The organism is Achromobacter sp. ACM03 (assembly GCF_014851665.1).
GTDB classification, from domain to species: domain Bacteria; phylum Pseudomonadota; class Gammaproteobacteria; order Burkholderiales; family Burkholderiaceae_B; genus Achromobacter; species Achromobacter aegrifaciens.
Genome location: NZ_JACVAD010000010.1, coordinates 108395 through 126914, shown reverse-complemented (window position 1 = coordinate 126914; position 18520 = coordinate 108395). Strand labels below are relative to the sequence as shown.

Below are 18520 nucleotides of genomic sequence, written 5' to 3'. Positions count from 1 at the left end.
CTGCGCGAGGGACGCGCCGGGGTGCTCGGTGCGGCGCGTCGACAGACGTGTTGAGGAAGTCATGAGCAGTGTGTATTTGCGTACGGCGGGCGTCGCCTGCGCCGTTCTGATCCTGGCCGGCTGCGCCGCCAGAAAGCCCGCCACCATCACCGAGGCCCAGCCCGCGGAACCGCCCAAGCCGGTGGCCTGCGTGCCCGCCAAGGCCGGCGATCCCATGATAGGCACCTGGCTGTCGAACAGCCGCCCGCGCGATGTCAGCGGCGATCTGCAATCGCTGATCGTGCTGTCCGCCGATGGCACCATGGCCTATGAATCCCTGCTGAAGATCGGCCGCAAGACGCGTCCCGCGTTGCGCGAGACCGGCTGCTGGAGCGTGGCGGACGGCATCTACACGATGCAGACCACCAAGTCCGCTGGCGAACTGGTGGACGCCAACGATCCGATCTACCTGAACCGCTACCGCGTCGAAAAGGTCGAGAAGACCCGCCTGACGATGCGCGAGCTGAAAAACGGCGGCCAGGTCATGACCGCGCGCCGCATGCCCACGGGCTACCGCCTGCCTTATTGAGCGTTGCGCGGGACGGACATTCCGCCCCGCGGCAAAGCCAAGATGGCCGGGCTGCGGTAAGGTGCGGTCTTCACCCATCGCCCGCAGCCGGTCATCCATGCCTGCCTTGTCCTCCGAAGCGCGCGCCATCGCGCTGCTTGCCCTGGCCGCTTTCGTCAGCGCCAGCGCCTTCCGCATTTGTGATCCCATGTTGCCGCAGCTGGCGGCGGAATTCGGCACCACTACAGGCCAGGCCGCGCGCGCCGTGACCGCGTTCGCCGTGGCCTACGGCGTGTTGCAGATGTTCTTCGGCCCCCTGGGCGACCGCTACGGCAAGTACCGCGTCGTCAGCATCGCGACCTTTGCCTGCGCGCTGGGCAGCGCCGGCGCCGTGGTTGCCGGGTCGCTGGACGTGCTGGTGTTCTGCCGCGTCCTTTCGGGCGCCGCAGGGGCGGGCATCGTGCCGTTGTCGATGGCCTGGATCGGTGACAACGTGCCCTACGAACGCCGCCAGGCCACCCTGGCGCGTTTCCTGACCGGCACCATCCTCGGCATGTCGGCCGGCCAACTGGCTGGCGGCCTGTTTGCCGACACCGTGGGCTGGCGCTGGGCGTTCGCCGCGCTGGTCTGCGGCTACCTGATAGTGGGCGTGCTGCTGTTGCTGGAAGTGCGGCGCCAGCAGGTCTCGGGCCTGGGCCAGGTGGATCCCGGCGCGGCGCGCCAGGGCTTCGTGGCGCAGGCGCGGCTGGTGTTGAGTACGCCCTGGGCGCGCATCGTGCTGGCGACGGTATTCGTCGAAGGCCTGCTGGTGTTCGGCGCCCTGGCCTTTGCGCCTTCCTACCTGCATGAACGCTTCGGTATCTCTCTGACCGCCGCGGGCGCGCTGGTGGCCGTGTATGCCGTCGGCGGCTTGCTTTATACGGTGGTTGCCGGCCGCATCCTGAAACGCCTGGGGGAACGCGGGCTGGCGATCGCCGGCGGACTGGTGCTGGGCGTGGCGTTCCTGTCGTATTTGCTAGGTCCGGTTTGGATGTGGAGCTTGCTGGCCAGCGTGCTGGCGGGTTTCGGCTACTACCTGCTGCATGCCACGTTGCAGACGAATGCGACGCAGATGGTGCCGTCGGCGCGCGGCACGGCCGTCGCGTGGTTCGCGTCCTGCCTGTTCATGGGCCAGGCGGCGGGCGTGGCCTTGGCGGGCGCGGTGGTCGATGAGATCGGGCCTGCCGCGTTGTTTGGCGGCTCGGCGGCGCTGTTGCCCTTGCTGGGCGCGTTCTTCGCGCGCGCATTGAAGGCGCGCGCGGCCATCCAGCAAGCCTGAAGGAACGGCTGAAACACCGCGGGCCTTGCTCATTCCAGGATGAGCAAGGCCCGCGGTGTTTTTGGGACAGGCGCTTAGATCGCAGCCAGGCGCTTGAGCACCGTCTGCTTGCCCAGCAGGGCCAGCACGGCGTCCACGGCCGGGGTCTGGGTCTGGCCGGTGACGGCGACGCGCAGGGGAATGGCCAGTTGCGGCATCTTCATGCCGCGATCGGCCAGCACGGCCTTGATCAGGGCGGACAGGGCTTCGCGGGTCCAGTCCGCGTCCTGGGCGCGCTGGGCGAAGTCGGCCAGCGCTTCGCGCGCGGGGGCGGTCAGGTGTTGTTCGGCCAGCTCGGCGGGCGCGCCCTTGAACTCCGCGCAGAACAGCATGGCGCCGTCGGCCAGTTGCTCCAGCGTTTCAGCGCGGTCCTTCAAGAGGCCCATGACGCCCGGCAGGTCGATCTTTTCCGGATGGCCGCCGCGGTTCGCCACGCGCGGCGCCACGCGCTCGGCCAGTTCGGCGTTGTCCATCTGCTTGATGTAGTGGGCGTTGACCCAGTTCAGCTTCTTCGGATCCCACTGCGAGGCCGACTTGGACAGGTGCTTGGTGTCGAACCACGACACCAGCTGGTCGCGCGAGAAGAGTTCGTCGTCGCCGTGGCTCCAGCCCAGGCGCGCCAGGTAGTTGACCATGGCTTCCGGCAGATAGCCTTCGTTGTCGTACTCCATGACGTTGACGGCGCCGTGGCGCTTGGACAGCTTTTCGCCGTCCGGACCCAGGATCATGGGCACGTGGCCGTATTCGGGCAGCGTGGCGCCCAGCGCGCGCAGGATGTTGATCTGGCGCGGGGTGTTATTGACGTGGTCGTCGCCGCGCAGCACGTGGGTGATGCCCATGTCCCAGTCGTCGACCACGACGCAGAAGTTGTAGGTGGGCGTGCCGTCCGGGCGCGCGATGATCAGGTCGTCGAGTTCGGTGTTGTCGAAGCTGATCGTGCCCTTGACCATGTCGTTCCAGGAGGTCGCGCCTTCCTGCGGGTTCTTGAAGCGCACCACGGGCTTGCGGCCTTCCGGGATGGCCGGCAGGGTCTTGCCGGGTTCGGGACGCCAGGTGCCGTCGTAGCGCGGCTTGTCGCCGCGGGCGCGGGCGGCTTCGCGCATGGCTTCCACTTCCTCGGGCGAGCTGTAGCAGTGGTATGCGGTGCCGGCGGCCAGCATCTGCGCGACCACCTCGCGGTAGCGGTCCATGCGCTGCATCTGGTAGAAGGGGCCTTCATCGGGCTGCATGCCCAGCCAGTCCATGCTGTCCAGGATGGCCTGCACCGCTTCCGGCGTGGAGCGTTCGACGTCCGTGTCTTCGATGCGCAGCACGAAGGTGCCTTGGTGGTGGCGCGCGAAGGCCCAGGAGAACAGCGCCGTGCGGGCGCCGCCCAGATGCAGGAAACCCGTGGGCGAGGGCGCGAAACGGGTACGAATGGGGGTAGAGGCGTTGGAAGTCATAGGTGGCAATGATAGCGGCTGCGGCGCCACAAATCGGCGTCAGGCTGGGCCCATGTCAAACGTAGGGCGGGGTTGTCTTGTTACGATGAGGGGTATTTTAGATTAGGGCCTGCTAACACCATGTTGCGACATGCTCTCGCTCCGATGTTCGAGCCCGCCTCGCTGGTGATCGTCGCCGACCGGCCGCTGCCGGCGGCGGCCTCGTTGCCGCCCGCGCTCAAGGGCAAGACCACTGTGGTGGCTTGCGAAGTCGGCGCCGCGCCGGACCTGCCGGACACGTTGCAGGGCCTGGTCCAGGGCGAACGGCCTGATCTGGCCCTGGTTTGCGTTTCGCCCGCCGTCCTGCCGGAAACGCTGCGCAGGCTGTCGCCGCTGGCGCCGCGCTCGGTGATCCTGTTGCCGCATGAACTGCCCGACCCGTATCCGCGCGGCACGCTGGCGCTGTGCCGCGCCTGGGCCGAGGAAAACCGCTGCGAATTGCTGGGTCCGCGCTCTTTCGGCGCCCAGCGGCCGCACGCCGGCCTGAACCTGAGCCAGCACCCGGTGCTGGCGCGCGCCGGCCGCGTGGCGCTGTTGGCGCAGTCGCGCTCCATCATGGCCGCGGTCATGGACTGGGCTGAAGATGTGCACATCGGCTTTTCCACCGCCGTGTCGCTGGGCGACGAGGCGGTGGTGGGCCTGTCCAAGGTGCTGGACTACCTGGCCAGCGATCCGCGCACGGACAGCATCGTGCTCTATCTGGAAGACGTGGGCCCTGCCCGCGAATTCATGAGCACCTTGCGCGCCGCGGCTTCGATCAAGCCCGTGATCGTGCTGAAGGCCGGCCGCGCGGACACCGACAGCGCCGATGCCATCTTCGACGCCGCGCTGCGCCGCGCGGGCGCGGTGCGGGTACGCTATTTCGTGCAGCTGTTCTCGGCCGTCAAGGTGCTGGGCTACACGCGCCGTCCCAAGGGCCGGCGCGTGGCGCTGATCTCCAACGGCAGCGGGCCGCCCCAGCTGGCCATGGACCTGATCGGCCCCGACGCCGCCGTGCTGCGCGCCGAACTCGCGCCCGCGACCCAGCGGACGCTGGCGGCCATGCTGGAGCCGGACGCGGCCACCGCCAATCCCGTCATCACCTTCACGCCGCTGACGCCCGAACGCATCCGCGCCATGCTGGACGCGGTGCTCGACGATGCCGGCGTGGACGGCGTGCTGGTGCTGCTGGCACCCGACGCGCTGGCCGACATGCCGGCGGTGGCGCGCGAGCTGGCGCAGATCGCACCCAAGGCGAAAAAGCCGGTCGTCACCTGTTTCATGGGCGATGCCGGCATGCGGCCGCTGCGGCGCATGCTGGACGACGCGGGCACCTCGGCTTTCCGCACGCCGGAATCGGCCGCCGATGCCTTCGGCGTGCTGGCGACCCATCACTACAACCAGCAACTGCTGCTGCAGACACAGCCGCCGGAGCCGGCCAGCCATGTGCCGGACCTGGGCGCCGCGCGCGAGATCCTGGCGCGCGTGCGCGCGGAATGCCGGCGCGAACTGAATACCTCTGAAATCCGCAGCCTGCTGGCCCTGTTCTACGTGCCGCTGCGCGACACGCCGATGGACGTGGCGGCGGCCGAGCCGGAATCCCGCCCCATGGCGATCCGGGTGCGGCGCGATCCGCAGTTCGGACCCGTCATCCGCTTCGGCGCGGGCGGTCCGGACGCGGTGCTGTCGCAATCCGACCGCGGCGTCGACCTGCCGCCGCTCAACGGCTTCCTGGCCCGCCAGCTGATCGAACGCAGCCGGCTGTGGCGCCGGGTGCTGGCGCCGCGCATCGGCCACATGGCCGCCGAGGCGCTGCAACAGGCGGTGGTGCTGGTGTCCGAGCTGGTGTCGGAATTGCCGGATATCGAGTCCCTGGACATCGATCCGCTATACGCCGGAGAAACCCATCTGCGCGCCGGCGGATTGCGCATGACGCTGACCGAGAAGCCCGGCTGCGAAACGCCGCAGACCGCAGGCTATCCGCATATGGCGATCCACCCGTATCCGGCCCGGCTGGTCCAGGTGCGCCGCTTCGCCGACGGCATTCCCTGGGTGCTGCGTCCCATCCGTCCCGAGGACGGCGAGCCGCTGCAGGAATTCATCCGCGGCCTGTCGGAGCGTTCGCGCTACATGCGCTTCGTGTCCATGATGCGCGAGCTGACCCCGCGCATGGTGTCGCGCTACACGCAGGTGGACTACCACCGCGAGCTGGCGCTCGTGGCCGCCACGCAGGTGCCCAACCCGGCCAACCGCGGGCATCCGCGCGAGGTCCTCGTGGGCTTCGCGCACTACCTGCGCAATCCTGACGGCAGGGGGGCGGAGTACGCGCTGGTGATCGGCGACGACTGGCAACGCCGCGGTCTGGGCCGCCAGCTGATGTCGGCGCTGATCGACGCGGCGCGCGAACAGGGGTTGGAATACATCGACGGCCTGGTGTTGTCGACCAACCGGCCCATGCTGTCGCTGATGACCAGCCTGGGCTTCACCAACGACGCGGATCCGGAAGATCCGACGATGCGCCGGGTCTGGTTGAACCTGTCCTGATCCCAGGCCCGTTCAGGCGGTCTTTCTGGCCGCCTGGGCGGGCTTGAGCCGCGCGATCGATTCGTCCACCGACAGCACGTCGCCGAAGAACAGCATCCAGCCGTGCAGCGCATGCTCGTGCTCGGCGGGCGTGACGGCGGCCAGCGCGTCGTCCACCATGATGGTGCGGAAGTCCCGCATCATCGCGTCGCGGGCGGTGGATTCGCAGCACACGTTGGTGACCGTGCCAGCGATCAGCAGCGTGTCCACGCCGCGCCCGCGCAACAGCGGCTCCAGTTCGGAAGAGCCCGGCGCCATCGCGCTGTAGAAGCGCTTGGTCACGCGCAGGTCGGCGTCGTGCGCATGCAGGTCCTGATGCAAGGCATATCCGGGAGCATCGCGGCGCAGTGTTGCCAGGCGCCTGGCGCTGCGCTCCGGCGTCAACATCACGCCGTGATGGTGCGACCAGAACGAGTCGGCGTTATCAGAAGCGGTCTGCACCCACACGATGGTGCCGCCGGCGGCGCGCACCGCGTCGCACAGGCGGTTGATGGGGGCGATGATCTCGCGCGCCGGCGCGCATTCGCCCTGATAGCCGGGCAGCGTGAAGTACTGCTGCATGTCCACCACCACCACCGCGAGGCGCGCGGCGGGCAGTTCGTCATAGGGATGCAGGCGGCCCTGGCGGGCGATCACGCGGTCCTGCACCCATTGCGGGAATTCCATGGCGGCTCCTTATCCGTAGCGCCGCGCGATGGCGGCTTCGATGCGGTAGACGATCAGGTACATCACGCTGGAGATCACGGCCAGGATGGCGATGGCGGTCATGACGATATTCAGCTTGAACACCTGGCTGCCGTTCATGATGAGAAAGCCCAGGCCGGAATCCGCCGACTGGAACTCGCCCACGATCACCCCAACCAGCGCCAGGCCGATGTTCATCTTCACCGCCGCGATCAACGTGGGCACGCTGCCCGGCAGCACCACCTTGGTCAGCACCTGCCAGCGGCTGGCGCCGAAGGTGTGGGCCAGCTTCACCTTGTTCAGGTCGATGCCGCGAAAGCCCGCATACACCACCATGATGGTCACGAACACCGCGATCGCCACGGCCATGCCGTACACCGCGTAGTCCGACCCCAGCCACAGGTAGAAGATCGGCACGAAGGCGATCTTGGGCATGGCATTGGCCACCACCAGGAAGGGGTCCAGCACCTTGTACAGGAAGTCCGACCACCACAGCGCCGCCGCCACCACGATGCCGATCGCCATGCTCAGGCCGAAGCCCACCAGCGTGGCGCTCAGCGTGGTCATGATGTGCTTGCCCAGGTTGCCGTTGTTCCAGAGTTCGATGAACGTCGGCCACAGCGCGCTGGGGTAGCTGGTCAGGAGCGGGTTGAGAATGTGCATGCGCGGCAGGATTTCCCAGGCGCACAGGAACACGGCCAAGAGCAGCGCCTGCGCGACGCGGATATGCCGGCGGCGGGCGCGGTCGCGCCGGAGGTAGTTCAGGTACTTCTCGCTGGGCGCGCGCACGGCGCGCAGCGGAACGGTGTTGGCGACGGGCGCGTTCATGGGTCAACCCTCCACGTGGACATCGAGCTCGTCCCACAGCTGTTTGAAGTAGGTATTGAATTCCGGCCGCGAGCGCGCCTGGAATGGCGTCGGCCGCGCCTGGCCGTCGCCGTAATGGATGCGGTACTGGCTCTTCAGGCGGCCGGGACGGCGCGACAGCACGATCACACGGTCGGTCATGGCGATGGCTTCGCCGATGTCGTGGGTGACCAGCACCACGGTCTTGCCTTCGCGCCTCAGGATGTCCACCACTTCGTCGGAGATTGCCAGCCGGGTCTGCGAATCCAGCGCCGAGAAAGGCTCGTCCAGCAGGATCACGTCCGGCTCGGTGACCAGGGTGCGGGCCAGCGCGGCGCGCTGCCGCATGCCGCCCGACAACTGGCGCGGCGTGTGCGACAGGAACGCGCCCAGTCCGCATTTCTCCAGCAGATGCACGGCGCGCGCCTCGCTGCGCGCATCGCGCCGGCCCTGGATCTCCGCGCCCAGCATGACGTTGTCCAGGATGGTGCGCCACTCGAACAGGTAGTCCTGCTGCAGCATGTAGCCGATGCGCGGATTGGGCTTGGTCACGGCCTGGCCGTCTATCATCACGGCGCCCGAGGTCGGCGGAATCAGGCCGGCGATCAGCGATAGCAGGGTGCTCTTGCCGCAGCCGCTTTGCCCGATCAGGCTGACGAATTCGCCCGCCGCCAGCGTGAACGACACATTCGACAGCGCCTCCGTCTCGCCTTCCTGGGTGAAATAGGAAAGACAGACCTCGCGCAGTTCGATCTTCGCCGTGGCGGTGTCCGGCTTCAGGTTGTGGATAACGGCGCCCATCATTGGGCCTTCTTCGCGAAGTCGGTCACCACCACGTCCTCGTACTTCACGCGGGCGTTATCCTTCATGACCGCGCTGGCGATCAGCATGTCCTGCAACTGGTTCATGGCTTCGGCCGTCACCAGCGGCGTGGTCTTCCAGATCTGGTACTTCTTGTAGCGCTCGATGGCCTCGGTCACCGCGGCCTGGTCCATGCCGGGGAAGTAAGTCATGATCTGCGGCGTCAGCGTGGCCGCGGGCGTGTCCTTCACGTATTTTTCGGCGCGCGCCACCACGTCGGTCCAGGCCTGGATGACCTTGGGGTTGTCGCGGATGTACTTGTCGGTGGCGGTGAAAACGGTGTAGTCCACCTGGCCGACTTCGTGGCCCACCGAGGCGACGATATAGCCCTTGCCGTTGCGCACCAGTTCGCCGGCCTCGGGTTCAAGAAAGATGCCGTATTCGCCCTGGCCGGCCATCCAGGCGCCCGCGCGCGCGGGAATGCCGATATTGTTCAGCAGCTTCACGTCCTTTTGCGGATCCACGCCATGCTTGCGCAGCGCCGTTTCCAGGAACACGATGGGATTGGAGCCGGGGCGAAAGCCGATCACTTCCTTGCCCTTGAGCATGGACCAGTCGAACTTCTCTACCGGCTTGCGCGCCAAGAGGAAGAAGCCGTCAGTGGCGGTCAGCCCGGCGAAGATCTTGGGCTTGACCGGGGATTCGCTGTTGTGGACGTAGATGGACGCTTCGGGCCCGATCAGCACGATGTCGGCGCTGCCGGACAGCAGGGCGGTCATGCCCTTGTCGGTGCCTTGCGAGGTCTTCATGGACACGTCCAGGCCGGCGTCCTTGAAGTAGCCCTGCGACAAGGCCACGTACTTGGGCACGTAAAGAATGGACCGCACGACTTCTTCGTAGCGGACCTTCACGGGGGGATTGAGGGCTTCGGCCTGGGCGGCCAGGGGGGCGAACAGCGCGAGCAGCGCCGCAACCGCCAGACGGGGCGATGGCAAGGATTTCACGGGACTTTCTCCTGCGTCTTGAATGCCACGCCGAAACCCGGCGCGACACGGCCAATGGGATGGATCGACAACAACAACAGGGAAGCCCGAACTGCTTGCTCGGGCCGGTAAGGCTTGGATCGAATACTATATTCAATACAAATAGGCGACAAGCTTTTTGCAGTTGGCGTTTTTCTCTATGGACGCAAGAAAGCCAGCCTATGAAAATTCCAGGCTGGGATACCACTTGGTATACAAAATGAAATCGCAGGCCGCCAGGGCCTGCGAGTGGGCGGGCAGGGGCGCCGGGCGCCTATCTGCCGCGATCAGGGCCGCCGGGCGCGGCCCTGCATGGTCCTCAGACCAGGACTTGATTCAGGAACTTGGAGATATCCGCCACTTCCTCGGCGCAGACCGAGTGCGGCATGGGGTAGGTGTGCCATTGCACGTCGTAACCCAGGCGCTGCAGTTCGGCCAGCGAGGCCTGGGCGCGCGGCAGCGACACCACCGGGTCGTACTGGCCGTGGGCCAGGAAGATGGGCGTGTCGTGATTGGCGCTGTGGCGTTCGGCCTCCGCCGTGTCCAGCAGCGGCAGATAGCCCGACAGGCCCATCATGCCCGCCAGCTTTTCCGGCAGGCGGATGCCGGTGTGCAGGGTCATGGCGCAGCCCTGCGAAAAGCCCGCCAGCACGATCTTCGAGGTCGGGATGCCGCGCGCGTTTTCGCGCGCGATCAGCTTGTGGATCGCAGCCTCGGAGGCGCGGATGCCGCTGGCGTCCTCGACGCGCACCAGGTCCATGACCAGGATGTCGTACCAGGAGCGCATCGCCATGCCGTTATTGATCGTCACGCGTTGCACCGGCGCGTTGGGGAATACGAAGCGCACCGACGCGCCGGCCGGCAGGTCCAGCTCCGGCACGATGGGCGCGAAGTCGTTGCCGTCGGCGCCCAGGCCGTGCAGCCAGATCACGGCGTGCGTGGGATTGGGGGCGGTTTCGATCTCGATGCAATCGAGCAGGTCGGTCGGAGCGTTCATGGACGGCGGACGGTGAAAATCAGAGGGTAAGGGTCTTCAGGGCCTGGAACAGCGCGCGGTAGTGCTTCTTCTGCGGCTCCTGGCCTTGCAGCAGGGCGGCGTTGGCCAGTTTTTCCTTGCGGGCGGCGCGGATCAGCGCGCGCAGCTGTTGCACGTCGGCCTGCGGATTGTTATTGAGCAGCCGGGTCAGGGCCTCGTCGTCGTCCAGCAGGCGGTCGCGCAAGGTCTCCAGCCGGTGCATGGCGGCGGTTTCCTCGCGCGAGCCGTTTTCCCAGACGTCGAGCTGGGCGCGGATCTCGTCGGCGGGCGCGTCGCGCATCAGCTTGCCCACGAAGTGAACCTGGCGCCGCTTGCCCTCGCGCCCGGTGGTGCGCTGCGCGGTGCGGATCGCTTCATAGAGGCGCTCCGCCAGCGGCAATTGCTTGAGGCGTTCGGGGGACAGTTCGATCAGCTGCTTGCCCAGGTCCAGCAAGGCGTGCATTTCGCGCTTGACCTGCGACTTGCTGGGACGGTCGTAGCCGTTCTCGTCGTAACCGTCGTCGACGGATTCTTCTTCAATATGGGAATTCATGGAAAACTGCGCAATGACAGACTTGGCTATGATAACCGTCTCTGCAAATTGGACAGCAATGGTTAAAACCTCCTCATCCTTGCCGCTGGCGGCGAATCACGCGCGTTTTTCTGAACTCGTCGAACAAACCCTCGCCTATGCGCGCCAGATCGGCGCCTCCGACGCGGCGGCGGAAGTCTCGGAAAGCCTGGGCCTGTCGGTCTCCGTACGCAAGAACGACATCGAAACCGTCGAACAGACCCGCGACCGTTCGCTGGACCTGACGGTCTACGCCGGCCAGAGCCGCGGTTCGGCCTCCACCTCCGACTTTTCCGAAGCGGCGCTGCGCCAGACAGTCGAAGCCGCCTGGCACATTGCGCGCCACACCGCCGCCGATCCGGCCGCCGGCCTGCCCGACGCCGATCAGCTGGCCACCGAATTCCCCGACCTGGACCTGCACCGCGCCTGGGGCGTGTCCACCGAAGAGGCCGCCGAGCTGGCGCTGCGCGCCGAGCGCGCCGCCCGCGAGGTCGATCCGCGCATCACCAATACCGATGGCGCCACCGTGGGCACCTACGAAGGCCAGTTCGTGATGGGCAACACGCGCGGCTTTCTGGGCGGCTATCCGTACTCGCGCCACAGCCTGTCGGTCGCGCCCATCGCCGGACGCGGCAATGGCATGCAGCGCGACTACTGGTACAGCTCCGAACGCGATCCGGCCAAGCTGGCCTCGCCGGAGGCCATTGGCCGCTACGCCGCCGAGCGCACGTTGTCGCGCCTGTCGGCCCGCCGCATCCGCACCGGCAAGTTCCCCGTCCTGTTCGAAGCGCCCCTGGCGCTGGGGCTGGTGGGCGCCTTGACCCAGGCTGCCAATGGCGGCGCGCTGTACCGCAAGGCCAGCTTCCTGCTGGACGCGCTGGGCAAGCCCGTCTTCCCCGAGCACATCAACCTGACCGAAGACCCGCACATCCGCGGCGCCATGGGCAGCTCGCCCTTCGACGACGAAGGCGTGCGCACGCGCCGCCGCAGCGTGGTGTCGGCCGGGGTGCTGGAAGGCTATTTCCTGTCGTCCTACACCGCCCGCAAACTGGGCATGACGACCACCGGCAACGCCGGCGGTTCGCATAACCTGGTGTTCAGTTCCACCCAGACCCGCCGCGGCGACGACTTCGAAGCCATGCTCAAGAAGATGGGCACGGGCTTTCTCGTCACCGAACTGATCGGCCAGGGCGTGAACTACGTCACCGGCGACTACTCGCGCGGCGCGTTCGGCTACTGGGTGGAAAACGGCCAGATCCAGCACGCGGTGCAGGAAATCACCATCGCCGGCAATCTCGCCGACATGTTCAAGCAGATCGTGGCGGTCGGCGCCGACACGATTTCGCGCGGCACCAAGACCACTGGCTCGATCCTGATCGAGCAGATGGCGATCGCCGGAATCTGACGTCGCTAGAGCGGCGGCCACATCATGGCCGCCGCGGACTTGCACGGCCCCCGGTCCTTGCACTGCTTTGCAGCCCCTGCGCGCTGCCCATTCGCGGACCCGCGTCACCCTCTATTTGCAAACCTTTACCCGCTGTCCTGTTAATGTCGGCCCATATCGGCGTGTAATATCCAGCGGGTATTGCGTGATGTCCCAGGTGTTGCGGTAAAGGAGCAAAGAGATGCAACGACGTTCGTTCTTGAAGCACGCCGGTCTCGGCGCTGTCGCCACCGGAGCCGCCGTCAGCGCGCCCGCGTTCGCGCAGGACATGCCCTCATTGAGCTGGCGCCTGTCTTCCGGCTTCCCCAGCGCCCTGGATCTGCGCATCGGCGCCGGCGAAAGCTTCTGCAAGTTCGTCTCCGAAGCCACGGGCGGAAAGTTCAACATCCGCCATTTCCCCGAGGGCGAGATCGTGCCCGCCGCGGACCTGATGGAAGCGGTCTCCACCAAGAAGGTGGAATGCGGCCATGCCTCGTCCCGCGCCTACTACGCCAAGAACCCCGTCTTCTGCTTCGACGCTGGCGTGCCCTTCGGCCTGAACGCCAGGCAGATGAACGCCTGGATGAGCGAAGGCGGCGGCCTGAGGCTGACCCGCGAACTCTTCAAACCTGAAAAAATCATCAACTTTCCGCTGGGCAACACCGGCGCCCAGATGGGCGGCTGGTACACCAAGGAAATCAAGCGCGCCGGCGACCTGAAAGACCTGAAAATGCGCGTCGGCGGCCTGGCCGGCGACGTGCTGGCCAAGCTGGGCGTGGCGCCGCAGCAGGCCGATCCCGCCAAGCTTGCCGAAGCCTTCGAGAAAGACGGCCTGCAGGCGGTGGCGGGCGCGGGTCCCTACGATGACGACAAGCTCGGTCTTAATAAGGTTGCTAAGTATTACTACGCACCCGGCTGGTGGGCGCCCGGCGAGCAGCTGTCGCTGTATATCAACGACGAGGCCTGGAACGCGCTGCCCAAGAACTACCAGGCCGTGGTGGATGCCGCCGCACAGGCCGCGCATGCCGCCGCCATCGCCCGCTACGATGCCCGCAACGCGGCCGCTCTGGCCCAATTGACGGCAAACGGCGCGCAAATCCGTACATTCCCGCGGTCCATCATGGACCTGGCGTTCGAGGCCACGCAGCAACTCTACAAGGACTTGGGCGCCAAAGACCCCAGATTCAAGGCGATGCATGATAGTTACATGGGTTTTCGCGACAGCGAAATGCCATGGTTCCGCCTGACCGAAAGCGCCTACGACCAATACCTGGGCGTAGCGTTATCGGCCAGAACGTAGGACACTTACGCCTGCCGAATAACATTCGGCCAGCGTTAGGGTTTTTGCTAGTAACCACACGTTTTTTACAAAAAAATGGGCGGTTTGTAGGCTTTTGTTGAATGGCGTTCGAGTAGCCGCCTGATACAAAGGAGTAATATCCCGGGTCTTGACGCGCAAACATGGCGCCTTTAGGCGGCATCCGACGTCAATCCGGCAGGATTACATCAGCCCGGATTACCAATATTCCGAGACAGACTTTAAGGTGGTAACAACCATGCAATCCAAGACCAAGAAGCTGCTGGCCGCGCTGATCGCTGCCGGTATCGTCCCGGCTGCCCATGCAGCCGACATCAAGATCGGCGTGGCCGAAGCCCTGTCGGGCGGCGCCGCCCAGTACGGCGTGTCGATCCGCAACGGTTTCCAGCTGGCCGCTGATGAAATCAACGCCGCCGGCGGCATCAACGGCAACAAGATCGTGCTCGTGGTCGAGGACGAACAAGGCAAGAAAGAAGAAGCGATCAACGTCTTCAAGAAGCTGATCTTCAAGGACAACGTCCTGATGGTCTTCGGCCCGACGCTGTCCAACTCGGCCCAGGCCGCCGACCCGATCGCCCAGGCCGCCAAGACGGTCGCCTTCGGCACCTCCAATACCGCTGACGGCATCACCTCCATCGGCAACTACGTGTTCCGCAACTCGGTCACCGAAGCCGACGTGCTGCCGGCCACCATCGCCACCGTCAAGGCCAAGACCGGCCTGAAGAACGTGGCGGTGCTCTACGGTAACGACGACGTCTTCACCAAGAGCGGCTACGACAACTTCAAGAAGGCCCTGGAAGACCAGAAGATCCCGGTCACGACGACCGAAACGTTCGCCAAGGGCGACGTGGACTTCAAGGCCCAGCTGACCAAGATCAAGGGCACCAACCCCGACGCCATCGTGCTGTCCGCACTGCTGGCCGAAGGCGCCCCGATCATGGTGCAGGCCCGCCAACTGGGCCTGAACGTTCCCGTCATCGGCGGCAACGGCATGAACTCGGTCAAGATTTTCGACCTGGCCCCTGGCGGCGCGTCGAACAATCTGTGGATCGGCAGCCCCTGGTCGATCGAGAACAAGGCTCCCGAGAACGTCAAGTTCATCGACGCCTACAAGGCCAAGTTCAATGGCGCGCCGGACCAGTTCGCGGCCCAGTCGTATGACGCCATGTACATCGCCGCCCAGGCGCTGAAGAACGTCAAGATCTCGGGCGACCTGCCCAAGGATCGCGCAGCCCTGCGCGACGCGCTGCCCGCGGTCACCTGGACCGGCGCCACTGGCCCGTTCAAGTTCCGTCAGGCCAACGACCGCGCCGGCAAGCCCGCCGGCTACGATGCCGACCAGGCTCCCATCGTCAGCGTGACGAAGGACGGCAAGTACGTCATCGAAAAGTAAGCGCTGCGCATCCCCGCGCGGGGGGATGCGCCTTGCGGGCGGCGCGGCCGCTCGCAAGGCGCTTTTTATCGCAGGGCCGTCACCCTAAAAGAAATGCCTCCCCGCCGGGAGGCTCAAGGCCATGCAGTGGGCGCTGCATGGGGCCCTCACAGCTTTGGAAAGTCCCATCATGTTCGAACAACAATTCGTCAATGCCTTGTCGCTGGGCTGTGTGTATGCACTGTTCGCGCTGGGCTTCACGCTGATCTTCGGCGTGCTCGGGGTGATCAACCTGGCGCATGGCGCCGTCTTCATGGTTGGCGCCTACGCGGCACTGTTCGTCGTGCAGCAATTCAGCCTGCCCCTTTGGGCGGGACTGATGGCAGCGTTCTTCGTCGCCGGCTTCACCGGAGTCATCATCGACTACCTGGTGCTCAAGCCGCTGCGCAAGCGCAACGCGCCCCACCTGATCCCCATGATCGCCACCATCGGCGTGGGCATCATCCTGAACAACACCGCCCAGGGCATCTTCGGCGCAAGCAACCTGCGTTTCCCGCACGGCACCGTGCCCGAGGAAGTGATCGAGGTCGCCGGCCTGCACCTGACCGTCATTGAACTGGGCATCATCTTCCTGTCCTTCGCGCTGATGGCCGTGCTGATGTACGTCATGCGCCGCACGCAGTTCGGCCGCGCCCTGCGCGCCATCGCCGAATCGCCCAAGGCCGCGTGGCTGCTGGGCATCAACGTCGAAAAACTGTTCGTCACCACCTCGTTCGCCGCGGCTGCCCTGGGCGGCGTGGCCGGCGTGCTGATCGGCCTGTACTCCAACGCGCTGTTCCCCCTGATGGGCCAGCCGATGCTGCACAAGGGCATCGCGGTCATCATCCTGGGCGGCATGGGCGACATCCGCGGCGCCATGCTGGGCGGCCTGTTCCTGGGCTTTGCCGAGGTGCTGTCGGTGGCCTACATCGGCTCCACCATGCGCGATGCGGTGGCTTTCGGCCTGCTGTTCCTGATCCTGCTGGTGCGCCCGCAAGGTCTGTTCGGCAAAGTGGTTCAACGCAAGGCTTAAAGAATGAGCGGATTCGAAAACTTCTGGGCCATTTACGGCAACCTGGTGCTCACGCTGGGCACCAACGCCTTGCTGGCCCTCTCCATCTGGCTGACCCTGGCTTGCGGCATGCTGGCCATGGCCAACGCAGCCTTCATGGGCATCGGGGCGTACACCGCCGCGCTGCTCACCATGAACTACGACGCGCCGTTCTCGGTCGCGCTGGCCGGCGGCATGGCCGCGCCCGCGCTGGTGGCGGCGCTGATCGGCTTGCCGACCTTGCGGCTGTCCGGGGTATATCTCGCCATGGCCACGCTGGGCTTTGGCGAAGTGGTTCGCGTGACCATCCTCAACACCGAGTCCATCACCGGCGGCGCGCTGGGCCTTAACGGCATCCCGCAGCTGACACAGTGGTGGCATGTGGTGCTGTCGGTCGTCATCGTGCTGTTCGTGCTGTGGCGCGTGCGCGCCTCCAAGATCGGACGCTCGTTCGACGCCATCCGCGGCGACGAAACCGCGGCCGGCCTGATGGGCATCGACGTGCGCGCCAACAAGATGCTGGCCTTCGTGGCCGGCGCGATGATCGCGGGTCTGGCCGGCGCCCTGAACGCGCACCTGACCTTCTTCATCGGCCCCAACGAATACGGTTTCGACCGCGGCGTGGAAATCCTGACCATGGCGATCCTGGGCGGCATCGGCGGCCTGGCCGGTCCCGTGCTGGGCAGCTTCATCATTACCGTGCTGCCCGAAATGCTGCGCGGTTTTGCCGATCTGCGCCTGGTCGCGAATGGAGTGATTCTGGTGGTGATTGTGTTGTTCCTGCCGCAAGGCATCTGGGATCCGGCGCGCTTCAAGCGCTGGATGCGCCAAGGACGCCAGGGAGGCAAGCGCCATGCTTGAGCTTTCTTCCGTCTCCAAGAGCTTCGGCGGCCTGCATGTGCTGCATGACGTCAGCCTGTCGGTTCCCGAAGGCGCCATCTTCGGCCTGATCGGCCCCAACGGCGCCGGCAAGACCACGGTCTTCAACCTCATCACCGGCCTGTTGCCGCCCAGCGGCGGCACCATCACGTTCAACGGCCAGAGCGTGCTGGACAAGAAGCCGCACCGCATCACGCGCATGGGCATCGCCCGCACCTTCCAGAACATCCGTCTCTTCAAAGAGATGACGCTGCTGGAGAACGTGGTGGTGGGCGCTTATCGCCACATGAACTACGGCTTCCCCAGCCTGCTGCTGGGCCTGCCGGGTTACCGCGAGCACGAAAAGCGCGCTCGCGAGCGCGCGCACGAACTGCTCACCTGGATGCGCCTGGACCACAAGGCCAACGACCTGGCGGATAACCTGTCCTACGGCGAACAGCGCCGCCTGGAGCTGGCGCGCGCGCTGGCCACCGAGCCCAAGCTGCTGCTGCTGGACGAGCCGGTCGCCGGCATGAACACCGGCGAGCGCGCCGAACTCATGCGCGAGATCCTGGCGATCCGCGACCGCGGCTACACCATCCTCATGATCGAGCACGACATGCGCTTCGTCATGGGCTTGTGCGAGCGCATCGCGGTGCTGAACTTCGGCAAGATCATCGCTTGCGGCGGACCCGACGAGATCCGCAACAACGAACAGGTCATCGAAGCCTATCTGGGCCGCGAAGACGACGAAGACACCGAACAAGCGGAGGCCGCCAAATGAGCGCCATGCTGGAAGTCCGCGGACTCGAGGTCAATTACGGCCACATCGAAGCCGTCCGCGGCATCGACCTGGACCTGAACGCCAAGGAAATCACCGCCCTGGTCGGCGCCAACGGCGCCGGCAAGTCGACCACGCTGCTGGCGCTGTCGGGCCTGCTGCCCAAGGCGCGCGGCAAGATCACTTTCGAAGGCGAGGACATCACCAACCTGCCACCGCACCAGTTGGTGGCGCGCGGTATCGTCCAGGTGCCGGAAGGGCGGGCCATCCTCACCACCATGACCGTGCTCGAAAACCTGGAGCTGGGCGCCTACCGCCGCGGCCTGAAGAACGTCGACTCGGACCTGGAATACGTGTTCAACCTGTTCCCGCGCCTGAAGGAGCGGATCACCGGCATCGCCGGCAACCTGTCGGGCGGCGAACAGCAGATGCTGGCCATCGGCCGGGCCCTGATGGCCAAGCCGCGCCTGCTGCTGCTGGACGAACCCTCGATGGGCCTGGCGCCCATCGTGGTGCAGGAAATCTTCCGCTCCCTGCGCGCGATCAACGCCGACGGCCTGACCCTGTTCCTGGTCGAGCAGAACGTGCGCCAGGCGCTGAAGATCGCCCAGCACGGCTACGTGCTGGAGAACGGCGCCATGGCGCTGACCGGCACCGGCCGCGAACTGCTGGGCCATCCGCGCGTGCTGGAAGCCTACCTGGGCGCCTGAACCGGCGCTCCAGGGCGTGCGTCCCTGATTGTTTGGATGTGCCGGCGGCGCCTCAGGGCGCCGTCGGCGTATTTCCAACGCG

At 66.0% G+C, this 18520-nt stretch carries 17 protein-coding genes; 10 read left to right on the top strand and 7 right to left on the bottom strand.

The window, feature by feature from the left end; all coding sequences use genetic code 11:
* The first annotated feature begins 61 nt into the window (after nucleotides 1-61).
* Together IB257_RS29215 and IB257_RS29210 are read left to right on the top strand one after the other, a co-directional pair.
* Nucleotides 62-568, top strand: coding sequence for a hypothetical protein (locus tag IB257_RS29215; protein ID WP_054458355.1), 507 nt, complete (start codon nucleotides 62-64; stop codon nucleotides 566-568).
* 97 nt (nucleotides 569-665) lie between these two features.
* Nucleotides 666-1865 (top strand): MFS transporter, encoded by a 1200-nt coding sequence (locus IB257_RS29210; RefSeq protein ID WP_192353469.1) that lies wholly within the window; start codon nucleotides 666-668, stop codon nucleotides 1863-1865.
* A 74-nt stretch (nucleotides 1866-1939) separates the two neighbouring features.
* Here the strand turns inward: IB257_RS29210 and gltX are convergent, their stop codons facing one another.
* On the bottom strand, nucleotides 1940-3346 hold the full coding sequence (gltX, locus tag IB257_RS29205) for a glutamate--tRNA ligase (RefSeq protein ID WP_054458359.1): 1407 nt from the start codon (nucleotides 3344-3346) through the stop codon (nucleotides 1940-1942).
* A 120-nt stretch (nucleotides 3347-3466) separates the two neighbouring features.
* Between gltX and IB257_RS29200 the strand changes: the two genes are divergently transcribed.
* Nucleotides 3467-5908: a GNAT family N-acetyltransferase gene (locus tag IB257_RS29200; RefSeq protein WP_192493198.1), complete on the top strand. Its 2442-nt coding sequence runs from the start codon at nucleotides 3467-3469 to the stop codon at nucleotides 5906-5908.
* A 12-nt stretch (nucleotides 5909-5920) separates the two neighbouring features.
* Here the strand turns inward: IB257_RS29200 and IB257_RS29195 are convergent, their stop codons facing one another.
* From IB257_RS29195 to yjgA, 6 genes are all read right to left on the bottom strand, one after another.
* The gene (locus tag IB257_RS29195; protein ID WP_192353471.1) at nucleotides 5921-6613 is read right to left on the bottom strand and encodes an isochorismatase family cysteine hydrolase; all 693 of its coding nucleotides are present in this window, start codon (nucleotides 6611-6613) and stop codon (nucleotides 5921-5923) included.
* A 9-nt stretch (nucleotides 6614-6622) separates the two neighbouring features.
* On the bottom strand, nucleotides 6623-7459 hold the full coding sequence (locus IB257_RS29190) for an ABC transporter permease (protein ID WP_054458365.1): 837 nt from the start codon (nucleotides 7457-7459) through the stop codon (nucleotides 6623-6625).
* Nucleotides 7460-7462: 3 nt separating this feature from the next.
* Nucleotides 7463-8278 (bottom strand): ABC transporter ATP-binding protein, encoded by an 816-nt coding sequence (locus IB257_RS29185; RefSeq protein ID WP_042797538.1) that lies wholly within the window; start codon nucleotides 8276-8278, stop codon nucleotides 7463-7465.
* On the bottom strand, nucleotides 8278-9282 hold the full coding sequence (locus IB257_RS29180) for an ABC transporter substrate-binding protein (RefSeq protein ID WP_054458367.1): 1005 nt from the start codon (nucleotides 9280-9282) through the stop codon (nucleotides 8278-8280). The genes IB257_RS29185 and IB257_RS29180 overlap by 1 nt, the downstream gene beginning before the upstream one ends.
* A gap of 337 nt (nucleotides 9283-9619) precedes the next feature.
* Nucleotides 9620-10297, bottom strand: a complete 678-nt coding sequence (locus IB257_RS29175; RefSeq protein ID WP_054458369.1) for an alpha/beta hydrolase — start codon at nucleotides 10295-10297, stop codon at nucleotides 9620-9622.
* Between the two features lie 19 nt (nucleotides 10298-10316).
* Nucleotides 10317-10868: a ribosome biogenesis factor YjgA gene (gene yjgA, locus IB257_RS29170; RefSeq protein WP_054458370.1), complete on the bottom strand. Its 552-nt coding sequence runs from the start codon at nucleotides 10866-10868 to the stop codon at nucleotides 10317-10319.
* A gap of 58 nt (nucleotides 10869-10926) precedes the next feature.
* Between yjgA and pmbA the strand changes: the two genes are divergently transcribed.
* From pmbA to IB257_RS29135, 7 genes are all read left to right on the top strand, one after another.
* Nucleotides 10927-12291, top strand: a complete 1365-nt coding sequence (gene pmbA / locus IB257_RS29165; protein ID WP_054458372.1) for a metalloprotease PmbA — start codon at nucleotides 10927-10929, stop codon at nucleotides 12289-12291.
* Nucleotides 12292-12511: 220 nt separating this feature from the next.
* Nucleotides 12512-13609: a TRAP transporter substrate-binding protein gene (locus IB257_RS29160; RefSeq protein WP_054458374.1), complete on the top strand. Its 1098-nt coding sequence runs from the start codon at nucleotides 12512-12514 to the stop codon at nucleotides 13607-13609.
* 256 nt (nucleotides 13610-13865) lie between these two features.
* Nucleotides 13866-15020, top strand: a complete 1155-nt coding sequence (locus IB257_RS29155; RefSeq protein WP_054458376.1) for an ABC transporter substrate-binding protein — start codon at nucleotides 13866-13868, stop codon at nucleotides 15018-15020.
* 169 nt (nucleotides 15021-15189) lie between these two features.
* Nucleotides 15190-16071 carry a branched-chain amino acid ABC transporter permease gene (locus IB257_RS29150; protein ID WP_054458379.1) on the top strand — a complete coding sequence of 294 codons (882 nt, stop codon included), beginning with the start codon at nucleotides 15190-15192 and terminating at the stop codon, nucleotides 16069-16071.
* Nucleotides 16072-16074: 3 nt separating this feature from the next.
* Nucleotides 16075-16950, top strand: a complete 876-nt coding sequence (locus IB257_RS29145) for a branched-chain amino acid ABC transporter permease (RefSeq protein ID WP_054458380.1) — start codon at nucleotides 16075-16077, stop codon at nucleotides 16948-16950.
* Nucleotides 16943-17731, top strand: a complete 789-nt coding sequence (locus tag IB257_RS29140; protein ID WP_054458382.1) for an ABC transporter ATP-binding protein — start codon at nucleotides 16943-16945, stop codon at nucleotides 17729-17731. Before IB257_RS29145 ends, IB257_RS29140 begins: the two co-directional genes overlap by 8 nt.
* Entirely contained in the window at nucleotides 17728-18438 is a 711-nt protein-coding gene (locus IB257_RS29135) for an ABC transporter ATP-binding protein (protein WP_054458384.1), read from the top strand. The genes IB257_RS29140 and IB257_RS29135 overlap by 4 nt, the downstream gene beginning before the upstream one ends.
* Nucleotides 18439-18520 lie beyond the last annotated feature (82 nt).